Source organism: Ruegeria sp. BE3, from assembly GCF_056538865.1.
This window is the reverse complement of record NZ_JBQFTW010000005.1, coordinates 237,825-250,722: the sequence shown is the minus strand read 5'-3', so window position 1 is coordinate 250,722 and position 12,898 is coordinate 237,825. Positions and strand designations below refer to the sequence as shown.

The 12,898-nt window shown below is 55.7% G+C and carries 11 protein-coding genes and 1 pseudogene; 10 read left to right on the top strand and 2 right to left on the bottom strand.

The window, feature by feature from the left end:
* The first annotated feature begins 207 nt into the window (after positions 1–207).
* The 5 genes from glmS to ACR0AZ_RS14115 are packed head-to-tail and all read left to right on the top strand — an operon-like array spanning position 208 to position 5,446.
* Positions 208–699 carry a methylaspartate mutase subunit S gene (gene glmS / locus ACR0AZ_RS14135; protein ID WP_480667703.1) on the top strand — a complete coding sequence of 164 codons (492 nt, stop codon included), beginning with the start codon at positions 208–210 and terminating at the stop codon, positions 697–699.
* Positions 700–714: 15 nt separating this feature from the next.
* A complete protein-coding gene (locus ACR0AZ_RS14130; protein ID WP_480667702.1) occupies positions 715–2,181 on the top strand; it encodes a methylaspartate mutase subunit E in 1,467 nt (488 codons plus the stop codon).
* A gap of 15 nt (positions 2,182–2,196) precedes the next feature.
* Positions 2,197–3,444, top strand: a complete 1,248-nt coding sequence (locus tag ACR0AZ_RS14125) for a methylaspartate ammonia-lyase (protein ID WP_480667701.1) — start codon at positions 2,197–2,199, stop codon at positions 3,442–3,444.
* Positions 3,441–4,598, top strand: coding sequence for a CaiB/BaiF CoA transferase family protein (locus ACR0AZ_RS14120; RefSeq protein WP_480472095.1), 1,158 nt, complete (start codon positions 3,441–3,443; stop codon positions 4,596–4,598). Before ACR0AZ_RS14125 ends, ACR0AZ_RS14120 begins: the two co-directional genes overlap by 4 nt.
* Positions 4,595–5,446, top strand: coding sequence for an HpcH/HpaI aldolase/citrate lyase family protein (locus ACR0AZ_RS14115; protein WP_480472096.1), 852 nt, complete (start codon positions 4,595–4,597; stop codon positions 5,444–5,446). Before ACR0AZ_RS14120 ends, ACR0AZ_RS14115 begins: the two co-directional genes overlap by 4 nt.
* Here ACR0AZ_RS14115 and ACR0AZ_RS14110 read toward each other — a convergent pair.
* Together ACR0AZ_RS14110 and ACR0AZ_RS14105 are read right to left on the bottom strand one after the other, a co-directional pair.
* Entirely contained in the window at positions 5,421–6,365 is a 945-nt protein-coding gene (locus ACR0AZ_RS14110; protein WP_480667700.1) for a LysR family transcriptional regulator, read from the bottom strand. The genes ACR0AZ_RS14115 and ACR0AZ_RS14110 overlap by 26 nt on opposite strands.
* Before the next feature lie 15 nt (positions 6,366–6,380).
* Positions 6,381–7,976, bottom strand: a complete 1,596-nt coding sequence (locus ACR0AZ_RS14105; protein WP_480667699.1) for a FumA C-terminus/TtdB family hydratase beta subunit — start codon at positions 7,974–7,976, stop codon at positions 6,381–6,383.
* 258 nt (positions 7,977–8,234) lie between these two features.
* Here ACR0AZ_RS14105 and ACR0AZ_RS14100 point away from each other — a divergent pair, with 258 nt between their 5' ends.
* The 5 genes and pseudogenes from ACR0AZ_RS14100 to ACR0AZ_RS14080 all read left to right on the top strand — a co-directional run bounded on the left by ACR0AZ_RS14100 (position 8,235) and on the right by ACR0AZ_RS14080 (position 12,724).
* Positions 8,235–9,080, top strand: coding sequence for a MurR/RpiR family transcriptional regulator (locus ACR0AZ_RS14100; protein ID WP_480472099.1), 846 nt, complete (start codon positions 8,235–8,237; stop codon positions 9,078–9,080).
* Positions 9,081–9,137: 57 nt separating this feature from the next.
* Entirely contained in the window at positions 9,138–10,238 is a 1,101-nt protein-coding gene (locus tag ACR0AZ_RS14095) for a TRAP transporter substrate-binding protein (protein ID WP_480667698.1), read from the top strand.
* Positions 10,239–10,242: 4 nt separating this feature from the next.
* Positions 10,243–10,764 (top strand): TRAP transporter small permease, encoded by a 522-nt coding sequence (locus ACR0AZ_RS14090; protein ID WP_480667697.1) that lies wholly within the window; start codon positions 10,243–10,245, stop codon positions 10,762–10,764.
* Positions 10,764–12,050, top strand: a pseudogene (locus tag ACR0AZ_RS14085) (TRAP transporter large permease). The gene ACR0AZ_RS14090 and the pseudogene ACR0AZ_RS14085 overlap by 1 nt, the downstream one beginning before the upstream one ends.
* Positions 12,050–12,724: an aspartate/glutamate racemase family protein gene (locus ACR0AZ_RS14080; protein ID WP_480472102.1), complete on the top strand. Its 675-nt coding sequence runs from the start codon at positions 12,050–12,052 to the stop codon at positions 12,722–12,724. The pseudogene ACR0AZ_RS14085 and the gene ACR0AZ_RS14080 overlap by 1 nt, the downstream one beginning before the upstream one ends.
* The last annotated feature ends 174 nt before the right edge of the window (positions 12,725–12,898 follow it).

Sequence of the window (12,898 nt, the reverse complement as noted above, 5' to 3'; positions counted from 1 at the left end):
TACGCCTTGAGAGAACGGATACCGTTCGCAAGGTTCCGGGATAAGCTTCTAAACGGAGAGGTCGTTTTCGGCCTGCCGAGAATATCATCCAGGATCACTCATCAAGTAACTAATATTTATCTATAATAAAAAGTCAGTCATTTATCTTTACGATAACGAGAATCGCAATTACCAACTCCGGCAGCGCGACAGGAGGAGACACCACAGATGTTTGCGGCAGATAAAACGTATAAAGTAGTTCTGGGCGTAATCGGCGCTGATTGCCACGCCGTTGGAAACAAGATCCTGACCAGCCTGCTGACCCGGGCTGGGATAGAAGTCGTCAATCTTGGTGTCATGGTCAGTCAGACAGAGTTCGTCACGGCAGCACTTGCGGAAAATGCGGACGCGATCCTTGTGTCATCGATCTATGGCCATGGTGAGATCGATTGCCAGGGGCTGCGTGAGCGATGTGAAAACGCAGGGATTGGGGAAATTCTGTTGTATGTCGGCGGGAACCTTGTGATCGGCAAGCGGGACTTTGCGACTGTTGCGCAGTGCTTTCAGGACATGGGATATGACCGCGTCTTTCCAGCCTCGGTCAACATCAGCGATGTTGTCGCGTTGCTGAAGGACGATATCGATCTGCGCCGCATTCCGAATATCGGCCATAACTCCGGCGCAGTCTCGATCAGATTTACCGACTGGGCTGCCGTGTAGACGGCCGATGATGACATGACTGACATGCCAGAGATCACGAATACCCGGCTGGCCGATGCCGTTTTTGACGCTGAACGCGAAACCGTTCTTCAATCATGGCACACGGGTTCCGAAGTAAATTTTGAAACCGCGGTTGAGCGTCAGGCTGCACTGCCCGAGGACAAGCAATTCTCGGTGGCACTGGCACAAGCGGACGAAACAGGGAAAACACTGCTGCAGCCGCGCGCTGGTGTGGCGTTGTTGCGGGAACATACAGCGTTGATGGAAGGTCTGTCCCCGTATTGCGATGTGTTGCCCACCACCATCGACGCCTACACGCGCCACAACCGCTATGACGAGGCGCAGGAAGGCATCGATCGGTCCCGCGCTGCCGGAACCTCATTGTTGAATGGGTTTCCGGCTGTAAATCACGGTGTCACCGGGTGCGAAAAACTGGTGGATGCAGTGTCGAAGCCGATCCAGGTGCGTCATGGAACTCCGGATGCGCGGCTGCTGACCGAGGTGACGCTGAGCGCCGGGTTCTCGTCCTACGAGGGCGGCGGTATTTCGTACAACATTCCCTATGCCAAGAATATCCCGCTGGAACAGTCGATCCGCCACTGGCAATATTGCGACCGGCTGGTAGGGCGTTTCGAAGAGCACGGTGTGCGCATCAATCGCGAGCCTTTCGGCCCGTTGACCGGAACGCTTGTACCGCCATTCGTGTCTCATGTCGTCGCAATCATCGAAGGGCTGCTGGCGCTGGAACAGGGCGTGCGCTGTATCACGCTGGGTTACGGTCAGGCCGGCAATCTTGTTCAGGACGTGGCAGCGCTGCGGTCGCTGCGGCGGTTGGGTCATCACTATTTCCAGAACGCGGGTTATGAGGACTACAAGCTGACGACCGTTTTCCATCAGTGGATGGGCGGCTTCCCCGAAGACGAGGCTAAGGCCACAGCGGTAATTTGCTTGGGTGCCTTGGCCGCCAAACAAGCGCGGGCCACTAAGATAATTGTCAAGACTCCGCATGAAGCCAGCGGGATTCCTTCACTCGAGGCAAATCAAGCCGGTCTTAAGGCAACCCGGCAGATGGTGAACATGATCGCGGATCAGAACCGGAACGACGGCAATGAAATCCTCACTGAGGTTGAAGTGATCGATGCCGAAGTTCACGCCGTCATGCGCGCCGTATTAAAACTGGGAAAGGGTGACATCGCGCGCGGTGCGGTATTGGCCTTTGAAACCGGTGTAATGGATGTGCCCTTCGCTCCGGCCTCGGGTAACGCGGGGAAACTGACGCCAGTGCGCGACAACCATGGGGCATTGAGGATCTTTGAGACCGGGAACGTGCCGCTGCCCAATGATGTCATGACCTTCCACAAGGATCGGATCGCCGAACGCGCCCGCGCGGAAGGGCGGGACGTATCCTTTGACATGGTGGTCGACGACGTCCGTGCCATATCCGCCAGCAAACTGATTGGTCGCCCTGCGATCACCGCCTAACTCACAGAGTGTAAGATGAAGATCAAGAATGTCGTTTTTGCTCCGGGGCTCGCCTCGTACTATTTTGACGATCAGGCGGCCATCAAACTGGGCGCCAAGCAGGACGGTTTCGTCTATAGCGGTGCGGCCATAACCGAGGGTTTCGCCCGTGTCAGACAATTTGGAGAGAGCGTCTCGATCCTGCTTGAACTGGACAACGGGCAGATTGCCGAAGGCGATTGTGCGGCAGTTCAGTATTCCGGCGCCGCGGGCCGCGATCCCCTGTTTTTGGCCGGGCAGGTCATCCCGTTTCTAAAGCAACATCTGGCCCCTCGGTTGATCGGGCACGACGTCACAAACTTTCGCAAAAGTGCGGCGTATTTCGATAAGCTGACAATCGACGGGCAGCCGCTGCATACGGCGGTCAGATACGGCTTGTCACAAGCTTTGCTGTCGGCCGCGGCTATTGCGAAAGGCAGGATAAAATTTGAAGTTGTCTGCGACGAATGGGGGTTGGAACCGGTTATCGCTCCGTTGAAGCTGTTCGGGCAAAGTGGCGACAACCGCTATGAAGCCGTGGACAAGATGGTGTTGAAACGCGTCGATGCCCTGCCCCATGGCCTGATCAACAACATCCCGCAAAAACTGGGGCAAAACGGCGGCAAACTGGCCGAATATGTCACGTGGCTGTCACGGCGCATCCAGGACCTGCGCAGCGATCCAGGCTATCACCCGGTGCTGCATATTGATGTCTATGGCACAATCGGAATGATCTTCGACAATGACGCTGACAAGATCGCCAGCTATCTGGCCACACTGGAGCGCCGCGCTGCACCGTTCGATCTGTATATCGAAGGGCCAGCGGATGCCGGATCGCAGGAGGGCCAGATCACCCTGCTGGGTGATATTCGTACCGTTCTAAAGACGCTTGGTAGCAATGTTAAAATCGTCGCGGACGAATGGTGCAACACGTTCGAGGACGTTATGCGTTTTGTTGACGCTGGCTGCTGCGACATGGTTCAGATCAAAACGCCGGACCTGGGATCGTTGCACAATACCATCGATGCCGTTCTCTACTGCAAGGCCAATGGTGTTGCGGCCTATCAGGGCGGTACCTGCAACGAGACCGATATCTCAGCCCGTGCCTGCCTGCATGCAGCCATGGCGACCCGGCCCGACCGCGTTCTGGTCAAACCTGGCATGGGTTTTGACGAAGGCATGACAATCGTTGCCAATGAAATGCACCGCACCCTTGCCCTTTTGCAGACGCGAGACGCCGCATGACCGATACCCCATTCAAACCTTACGAAGGCCTGCTGGTTGTTTCATTGGAACAGGCCGTTGCGGCACCTCTTGCATCCTGTCACTTTGCCCAGGGTGGCGCACGCGTGATCAAAATCGAACGAGACACCGGCGATTTTGCCCGAAAATATGATGGAGCGGTCAAAGGTTCGGCCTCGTATTTTGTCTGGGCCAATCACGGCAAGGAAAGCCTGTGTCTGGACATCAAGAACCCTGAGGATGCCGCGCTGCTACACCGGATTCTCGATAAGGCGGATGTGTTCATCCAGAACCTTGCACCGGGCGCGATTGCCCGTGCCGGCTTTGGAGAGGATGTGCTGCGCAAACGCAACCCGCGCCTGATCACCTGTGACATCAGCGGCTATGGCGAGGATGGTCGTTATAGCGACATGAAGGCTTATGACTTTCTGGTGCAATGCGAGAGCGGGCTTGTGTCCGTAAATGGGGCCCCGGGCCATCCGGGCCGTATCGGTGTGTCGGTCTGCGATATCGGTGCAAGCATGAACGCCATTATTGGCATTCAGAAAGCCCTTATTGCGCGCGGCATCAGCGGCGAGGGCAGCGCGGTGAAACTGTCCCTGTTCGATACTGCCGCCGATTGGATGACCGTGCCCTTGATGCACACAGTCTACGCTGGCAATGCGCCGCAACCGGTGGGCCTGCACCATCCCTCGATCGCACCATATGGCGGATTCACTACGGCAGATAACGAAATTCTGGCGATCTCGATCCAAAACGAACGCGAATGGAAACGCCTGTGTGCCGAAGTGATCGAACAGCCTGAACTGGCCACGGACCTCCGGTTCTGCGACGCCGCGCAGCGCGTTGCCAATCGCGCCGCTCTTGATGAAATCGTGGCAAGCTTCTTCTTAGCACATGACCGGGCCGCGCTGGAGGCCAAACTGTTCAATGCGGCTATCGCTTATGGCGCGGTAAACTCGGTCGGAGCCTTTGCCGAGCATCCTCAGCTGCGCCGCACGGCAGTTACTCTGGAAAACGGCGAAGAGGCACATTTGGTTGCCGCGCCGGTGCGCCACAGCTTCGACCCCGAAACCCCGCATTTTGGTCGGGTCCCGGCGCTCGGCGAACATTCCGACATTATTCGGATGGAGTTTGCCGAGCAGGTCCCGGCATGATCCGGTCCTACCTGTTTACCCCTGCGCATCGGGCCGGTTTGGTGGCACGCGCGCATGAACGCGGTGCAGATGCGATCCTGCTGGATCTGGAAGACAGCGTGCCGCGTGACCGCAAACAGGCTGCGCGGGATGGTCTGGCCGACACGGTTTCAACGCTGGTGGCGCAAGATATGCCGGTCATTGTTCGGGTGAATGCCGATCTAGGCGAATGCGTGCGGGATCTTGAAACCGCCATCCTACCCGGGGTCGAGGCTATCATGTTGCCCAAAGTCATAGGAGCGGACCACCTGCGTCTGATCGACGATTACCTCTCCTTGCTGGAACGCCAGAACAAAGTGCAGGACCGTCAGATCGGACTGATTGCGCTTATCGAAACAACCGAGGCATTGTTGCACGCTTCGGTCATCGCACGATCCACGCCGCGATTGAAAGCTCTGGCCTTCGGCACCGAAGACTTCTCGACCGATTCCGGTTGTCTTCCCATCGCCGCCGCCCTGCAGCCTGCCGCACAATCCCTGATCTGGGCTGCAAAGGCAGCAGGTCTTGAAGCAATTGGGCTACCTGCAAGCATCGCCGAAATTGACAATATGGATCTGTTCAGAACCAGCGTCGAGCTTGGACGCAGTATCGGATTTGATGGGGTCATGTGTATTCACCCGCGCCAAGTCGGCGTCGTGAATTCCGTTTTCGCCCCGAATGCTGATGAGATTAACTATGCCACCCGTGTCGTCGAGGCATATGAAACCGCGGTTGGACAGGGTTTAGGGGCAATCATGTTGGACGGAAAAATGATAGACCTCCCAATCGTGGTCCGGGCGCAGGCTATGTTGCAATCCCGGCGTCTTTGAAAAAGTCTCGCATGAAACCAGGCCCTTCCTGATCGACAAAATCCCGAAAGGCACGCGCAGCAGGGCGCAAGGGCTTGTCGCGAAGATGAAGGACAAACCAATCGCGGTATTCCGGCATGCCTTCGACATTCAGAATCCTGAGCTTGTTCGCCATGATTTCCAGCGCAATCGTATGGGCCGATATGAAAGCCAATCCCATATTCGCCATGACCGCCTGTTTGATGTTGGCATTGCTTTCCATTTCCTGCGCTCGGGGCTGCGGCAGCCCTGAATCGGAAAAGAAATGTTCGTGTACCATACGTGTTCCCGACCCTTTCTCGCGCACCAGGAAATTATGGGCAGGCAAATCTGACCGGCGGATGCGGCTGGATCGTACCAGCGGATGGTCCGGATGTCCGATCAGGACATATGGGTGCTTGGCAAACTGGTGTGAGGTCGTTTCCAGCCGCCTCGGTGGGCGCCCCATCAGCGCCAAATCGATCTGACCGTCATCCAGCATCGCGATTACCTCACGACGGTTTGCAATCTTGAACTGCAGATCGCATTCGGGATGCTGCTGTTGAAATTGCGCCAACAGATGCGGCCCGAAATTGCGCGCTGTCGAGACCATGGCGACCCGCACACGGTGATCCAGTTTACCCTGCATAATCTGCACCACATCAACCGCCTCGGACAACGTTTCCGTCATCCGTTCGGCATAGGGCACAAGGGCGGTGGCCACCTCACTGGGAATGACCGAGCGCCCTGACTTTTCGAACAGAGGCGCGCCAAACGCCTCGCTCAAACGGCTCATCTGCATTGATACTGCAGGTGGTGTCAGCGACAACCTCTCAGCTGCGCGCACAAAGCTGCGGGTTTCGATCGCAACCAGAAGAATCTGCAACTGGCGTAAGGTGATCTTTTCAGACGACGGTGACATCGCAATTCCTATTCTTCAAAGGTTCGGCTTGCGTGTAAAGAAATCGCCCCCTTTGTCGTCAATAATCACAAATGCGGGAAAATCCACGACCTTGATGCGAAAAACGGCTTCCATTCCAAATTCCGGGAAATCAAGAACTTCAATGCTTTTGATGACATCCTTGCCCAACACCGCTGCCGCGCCGCCGACCGAGCCCAGAAAGAATCCGCCATAACTCTGGCAGCTCTGCACAACCGACACCGCCCGATTGCCTTTGGCGATCATGACCCGTGACGCACCATGTGCCTGCAGTTCCGGTACATATGGGTCCATTCGGGCTGCGGTCGTAGGACCAAATGACCCCGAGGCATGTCCGTCAGGCGTTTTGGCCGGACCCGCATAATATATCGGATGGTCCAGCATATAGCGGGGCAAGTCCCGGCCTTCATTGACCAATCGGGCGAGTTCCGCATGAACTAGATCCCGGGCAACAATCATCGTACCGGACAACAGAACAGGACTGGAAACGGATAGATCGGACAGCGCCGCGCAAATGCCGCCCATTGGCTGATCCAGATTGATCCGGGTCGCAGGCTGTGCCCCGAAATCTTCCGTGGGCAGAAAGCGGGCGGGATCATGTTCCAGTTGCTCCAGCCAGATACCGTCTCGGTCAATGCGCCCCTTGATCTGCCGATCAGCCGAACAACTGACCCCCATCCCGACAGGCAGGCTGCCACCATGGCGTGGTAATCGGATCACGCGCACATCATGGCAGAAATACTTGCCCCCGAATTGTGCCCCCAGGGACATATTGCGGGTCAGGTCCAGAATCTGCGCCTCAAGTTCAATATCCCGAAAGGCGCGGCCATCCGGGCTGCCGGTCGTCGGCAGGTCATCCAGTTCGCGCGCCGAGGCCTGTTTCACTGTCTTCAGACATTGCTCGGCCGACAAGCCGCCAACAACAATGGCCAGGTGGTAGGGCGGGCAAGCGGTGGTGCCCAAAGTCCTGATCTTTTCATCAAAAAAATCCAAAATACGCTCAGGTTCCAGCAACCTGCGAGTTTCCTGAAACAAGAAGGTCTTATTGGCCGATCCGCCGCCCTTGGCCATGAACAGGAAATCAAGGGCGTCGCCGGTATGGGCCTCAATGTCGATTTGTGCGGGTAGATTGGTGCCGGTGTTCTGCTCCTCGAACATAGTCAACGGCGCCATCTGAGAGAACCGCAGATTGCGGGTCTCCCAAGTGTCTCGTACACCTTCACGCACGGCCTCGTGCAGATCGCCCTGAACCAACACGTTCTGCCCCTTCTTGCCATGGATGATGGCCGTGCCCGTGTCCTGACAGCTGGGAAATTCCCTTTCTGCTGAAATCACGGCGTTTTTGAGTAACTCCAATGCCACATACTGATCGTTGGCCGAGGCTTCGGCGTCCTCCAGAATGTCTGCCAACTGCGCAAGGTGACTGGCGCGAAATAGGTGTGACACTTCCGCGAATGCGGTAGACGTAAGCGTTCTGACGCCCTCAGGTGAAACCTTCAGAAAAGCCTGGCCCTCGAAATGAACCGTCTCCAGTCCCTCTGATCCAAGGTATTTGTAACGCGTGTTGGCGATTGTTTTTGAAAGCTGAGTCATGGTGCGAGATTTAGCAGCAACAGTAAAAATGATCAACGATATCTAATGAATGGCATTTTTTGATAACTTTTAATTATTATTTTACTATGTGACTGCGAAGAAAGCGGACGGACTTTCCATCACCTGTTCTTTGGCTGCGGCAATGTTAGTCGAAAGGCCCGGCCACGCGGTCACCGTTTTGGCTTGGCTAACTCTGGTTGAGCACAGACAAACGATCGAGCGCTTTACACGAGGATTTATGAAACGCATTTTGCATATATGAAAAATGCGTCATCACAGTCATTCATTGCGCGTGTGCGCGCCAGTTTGCCAGAGCTTCACCCAAGCGAGCGGAGGTTGGCAGAAGCGATACTTAGTTTTCCGGGCGACTTGGCGGGTTATTCAGCTTCCGAAATCGCCGGTTTGGCAAGCGTTTCGAATGCCACAGTATCCCGGTTCGTCCGCAAGATCGGGTACGCATCCTATGAAGACGCGCGTAAGGCGGTTCGTAATGAAGGACAAACCGGTGCCGCATTGCATCGGCTGGCGGCGGGAGGCACGTCGGAGGGGAATGCTATAGCGCCTCATCTGGAGCAATCTCGACGCAACCTGGAAAAGACGTTCGAAGCATTGGACGATCAGGCCCTGAACGATCTTGTCGAAGCCATGTACGCCGCACCGCGCCTTTGGGTCGCTGGATTTCGGTCCGGTTATCCGCTGGCGAATTACCTTTCGTGGCAAACCTGCCAAGTGCTGCCGCAGGTCAGCCTTGTCCCTAACCCGGGCGAAACTCTGGCCGAAACCGCCGCAAGTTTTGGCCCCCAAGACGTGCTGATGCTGATTGGATTGCGCCGGGCGCCAAGCAACGCGGCGACTCTCGCTGCGGCAGCGCTTGATGCAGGAACCAGAACAGCATTTATTGGCGACGCCCCTGCAATAGAAGCACTTCCGGTGACGTGGCGGTTCACCTGCGTTACCGCATCGAACGGGCCCCTGCTTGATCACACGGGCGTACTGGCGGTTTGTAATTTGATCGCGGCGCGAGCCTTGGAGCGTTCCGGCACCGAGGGCCGAAACCGACTTGCCAAGATCGAAGACATCCACGGTCGGTTCGCCGAACTCTAAACACGCATATCCGGATAGATTGTTTTTCGGTTGTCCAAAAACACTCTCCAACAGGCCTTGCCTGCTCAGTTGAAGCAAATCGCGTGTCATGATGTAAAAATACTATTTCATAATTCACATTATGTGAAAAATTTTTTTCATACTATCAATACGAATCTTCACTGTCTCTCACGAGGAGCCCGACCGATGACACGATACTTTGTAATGACAACAGTTGCTGCTGTTTTCCCATTTTCCGTCGCCGCTGAGGCTGTCCTTCAGATCAATTCGTCTCTTCCGGAGGGCTCTTTTGCGCATGTCTTCCTGCAAGAATACGAACGGCGTGTCGAAGAAGCTGCACCCGGAGAAATCGACGTACAGATCTTCATGTCAAACACGCTTGGCAAGGAAGAAGACGTGCTGCAGGGCCTGTCACTAGGCACGCACCACACCTCATTGTCTGCCTCTGCTGTGAGCCAGATCAATTCGCGCACAGCGATTTTCGATCTGCCATATCTTTTTGAAGACCGTTCCGCCGTGCAAGTTTTTGCGGCGAGCCCCGCTGGTGAAATGCTTGCCGATGGGTTCGATGGTAGCGGCATGGTGCTTGCTGCGATGTGGGACAATGGCTTTCGTCAGATCACCAATAAGGTGCGCCCGATTGTGACGCCCGATGATCTGGAAGGGTTGAAAATCCGCACCCCCACAAACAAGCAACGCGTTGAAATGTTCAACACGCTTGGCGCAAATGCAACACCGCTTTCGTTTGGCGAAGTTTATTCGGCGCTTGATCAGGGCACCATCGACGGACAGGAAAATCCGGCAAACGTGGTAGACACGGCTAAGCTGTACGAAGTGCAAGGCTATATGTCGCTATCAAACCACGTCTACCTGCCGACATTCCTTGTCTTTGGCGAACCCTATCTGGCCAGCCTCGATCCCGCGTTAAAAGAAACGCTGATGACAGTGGCAAATGAAGTTGCATCCTGGACGTTCGAATGGGGTGAAAAAACGGATACCGAAACCATCGCTGCATTGTCGGACAAGCTGGAAGTGAATGAGATCGACTTTTCTGCATTCCAAGCCGCAGCCGCGCCGCTTTATGAAAGCCCTACGTTTGTTGACGTGATTGGCGCGGACATGATCGAAGCGACCAAGACTGCTCTGGGTATCGAGTAGGCTCATGAACCACTTGGCCACGCTTATCCAAATTGGTGACAGATGGATCACCGCAGCGCTCGACGCGCTGGTCGTAGCCATGGCGGGTTTATTGCTTTTGCTTCTGAACTGGGCGGTCTTTGCCCGGTTCATCCTGAACGACAGTGTGTCCTGGGGTGAAGAGCTTCCGGCACACATGTTGGCGGCTCTGACCTTTATCGGCGCGGCCTATCTAACCCGGACAAACGAACATTTGGGCTTTGACGCCGTATTACGCGTTTTTCCAGAAGCCTTGAAACGTGTGGTTACCATGGCCAACCTGATCCTTATGGGCGGCTTCGGAGCACTGCTGGCCTGGTATGGCGGGATTGCCGCAGAGAGTTTTGCGGGCCGGTCGCTGATCTCTATTGATCTGCCAATGATCCTGTTTCGCGGCACAATGGCGGTCGGGGGGGTGCTCATCGTGATCTTTTGCGCCGTACGCCTTGTCGGCATCATGACCGGCAGTATCCACCCTGACGATCTATTACCCGAAAGCGACGCCTGATGTTTCTTGACCCTGGCTGGATCATCCTGATTCTCCTCGTCACCCTTCTGATTGCCGGATTGCCAATCGCTTTCGTGCTTGGCGTCACGGCGGCAACCATGATCTTGCTTGATCCTGCAGTTGCACCGCAGATCATCGGGCTGATCCCCTTTGGAGGGGCCAACAACTATCTGCTGGTGGCAGCGCTGCTTTTCATGATTGCAGGCGAGATTATGAATCAGGGCAAGATCGCCGAGAAACTGATCGCCTTTGCATCGTCCCTTGTCGGACACATCCGGGGCGGGTTGGCACACGTCAATATTCTGACATCGCTCTTCTTTTCAGAAATCTCCGGCACCGCCACCTCAGATGCTGCGGCGATTGGGTCGGTAATGATCCCGCAGATGCGCAAGCGAGGATATCCGGCGGCTTTTGCTGCGGCTGTCACCTCCACATCAGCGACCATGGCGATCATAGTGCCACCATAACTGAACCTCATTCTATATGCTTATGTGGCCAATACATCGATTGCGGAACTGTTCGCTGCGGGCATTGTGCCAGGTTTGCTCGTCTGTGCGCTGCTGATGGGCACAACCTATATGTTGGCAGTCCGGCGCAACTATCCAACGGAAGGTGCGTTTTCCTTCTCACGCGTTGCAGAGACCGGTAAGGACGCGCTCATTCCGCTGACGCTGCCCGTGCTGGTCCTCGTTGGTATTCTGGGCGGGATCTTTACCGCCACCGAGGCCGGCGCCATTGCCGCGTTCTGGTCAATCGTTCTGGCCGCAGTGTTTTACCGGACAGTTCGGATCGGCACGTTGATCGACACGCTGCGAGTCGCGGGCAAACGGTCAGCAATGCTCATGTTTATCGTGGCAACCTCGACACTTCTGGGATGGTATCTAACCAACCAGCGTATTCCGCAGGATATCGCTCATGCTATTTTGGGTATTTCCGAGAATTACTGGGTGGTTCTGGCCGCTATTAACATCTTCTTCCTGCTGGCAGGCACCATCATCCACGGAACACCAGCGATCCTGATGCTGGTCCCGATTTTTCTGCCGCTTGCCGATCAGCTTGGAATCGACAGGGTGCATTTCGGTTTGATCCTCACGATTAACCTAGGGATTGGCCAGCAGACTCCCCCCGTCGCATCGGTCGTGCTGATCACCTGCGCCATTGCGAAGATTTCCATCGCGAAGATCATCCCCTCGATGCTCTGGTTCATTGGCGCGATGATCATTGCCTTGATCCTGATTAACCTATTTCCCTTCATTTCTCTCTGGCTACCGTCGGTGATCCTCTGATGCGGCTGCTGATTGTAAATCCGAATACGTCAGAAGGCGTCACCGCCAAGATCAAAGAGGCCGCAGATGCCGTGGCGTCGCCAGGTGATGTCTTCACAACTATGCCAGCTGCGTTCGGTCCGGAACTCATCGTGACGGATGCCGATACCCGCCTGGCGGTTGATGGCGTGAAAGCCGCCGTTGACGCTCATGATCAGCCATGCGACGGGATCATTCTGGCCTCTTTCGGCGATACAGGCGCCCAAGACATCCGACGCCTTCGACCCAATACGCCAGTCATTGGCATCGCCAGCGCTGCCTTCACCGCTGCCCACGCTTTAGGCGGCAATTTTGGGATCGTAACCTTCGGTGACAGAGTCGCCCCACCGCTTATTCAAAAAGTCAAAGAACTGGGCCTTACCGACGCGCTGATAGGCATCGCGTCCGTCACTGGTGGTGATCAAGGTGATCCCGGAACGGTGCAATCCCGCTTGCATGACGCCTTGAGCGCAAAATGCCGACACCTTGCCGCCCAAGGCGCGTCTTCTATCGTTCTCGGAGGAGGTCCATTGGCCGGTTTCGCCCGCAAAATAGGCCCTTCTGTTCCTGTACCTCTGATAGATGGCACACAAGCTGCAGTAGGATTAATGCGCGCCGTCACTAGCCAAACGGAAAATACAACCGTTCGCGCTTGACGTTAAAGTGCGGCAATTCTTGCACGACTACGCCGAGAACCCGTTCTATTACGCGGTCCACTCAAAATGATGCCCGCAAATGGCGAGCCCGGCGACATAGGTTGCAACGCATTATTCGAAGCTAGCGCCGTCGGCCATATGCCGTGGCTCCGGAATCTGAATCTATATCCAGCC

Coding starts and splice junctions, on each gene's coding strand:
- glmS (WP_480667703.1), top strand. CDS start 208: ATGTTTGCGGCAGATAAAACGTATAAAGTAGTTCTGGGCGTAATCGGC.
- ACR0AZ_RS14130 (WP_480667702.1), top strand. CDS start 715: ATGACTGACATGCCAGAGATCACGAATACCCGGCTGGCCGATGCCGTT.
- ACR0AZ_RS14125 (WP_480667701.1), top strand. CDS start 2,197: ATGAAGATCAAGAATGTCGTTTTTGCTCCGGGGCTCGCCTCGTACTAT.
- ACR0AZ_RS14120 (WP_480472095.1), top strand. CDS start 3,441: ATGACCGATACCCCATTCAAACCTTACGAAGGCCTGCTGGTTGTTTCA.
- ACR0AZ_RS14115 (WP_480472096.1), top strand. CDS start 4,595: ATGATCCGGTCCTACCTGTTTACCCCTGCGCATCGGGCCGGTTTGGTG.
- ACR0AZ_RS14110 (WP_480667700.1), bottom strand. CDS start 6,365: ATGTCACCGTCGTCTGAAAAGATCACCTTACGCCAGTTGCAGATTCTT.
- ACR0AZ_RS14105 (WP_480667699.1), bottom strand. CDS start 7,976: ATGACTCAGCTTTCAAAAACAATCGCCAACACGCGTTACAAATACCTT.
- ACR0AZ_RS14100 (WP_480472099.1), top strand. CDS start 8,235: ATGAAAAATGCGTCATCACAGTCATTCATTGCGCGTGTGCGCGCCAGT.
- ACR0AZ_RS14090 (WP_480667697.1), top strand. CDS start 10,243: ATGAACCACTTGGCCACGCTTATCCAAATTGGTGACAGATGGATCACC.
- ACR0AZ_RS14080 (WP_480472102.1), top strand. CDS start 12,050: ATGCGGCTGCTGATTGTAAATCCGAATACGTCAGAAGGCGTCACCGCC.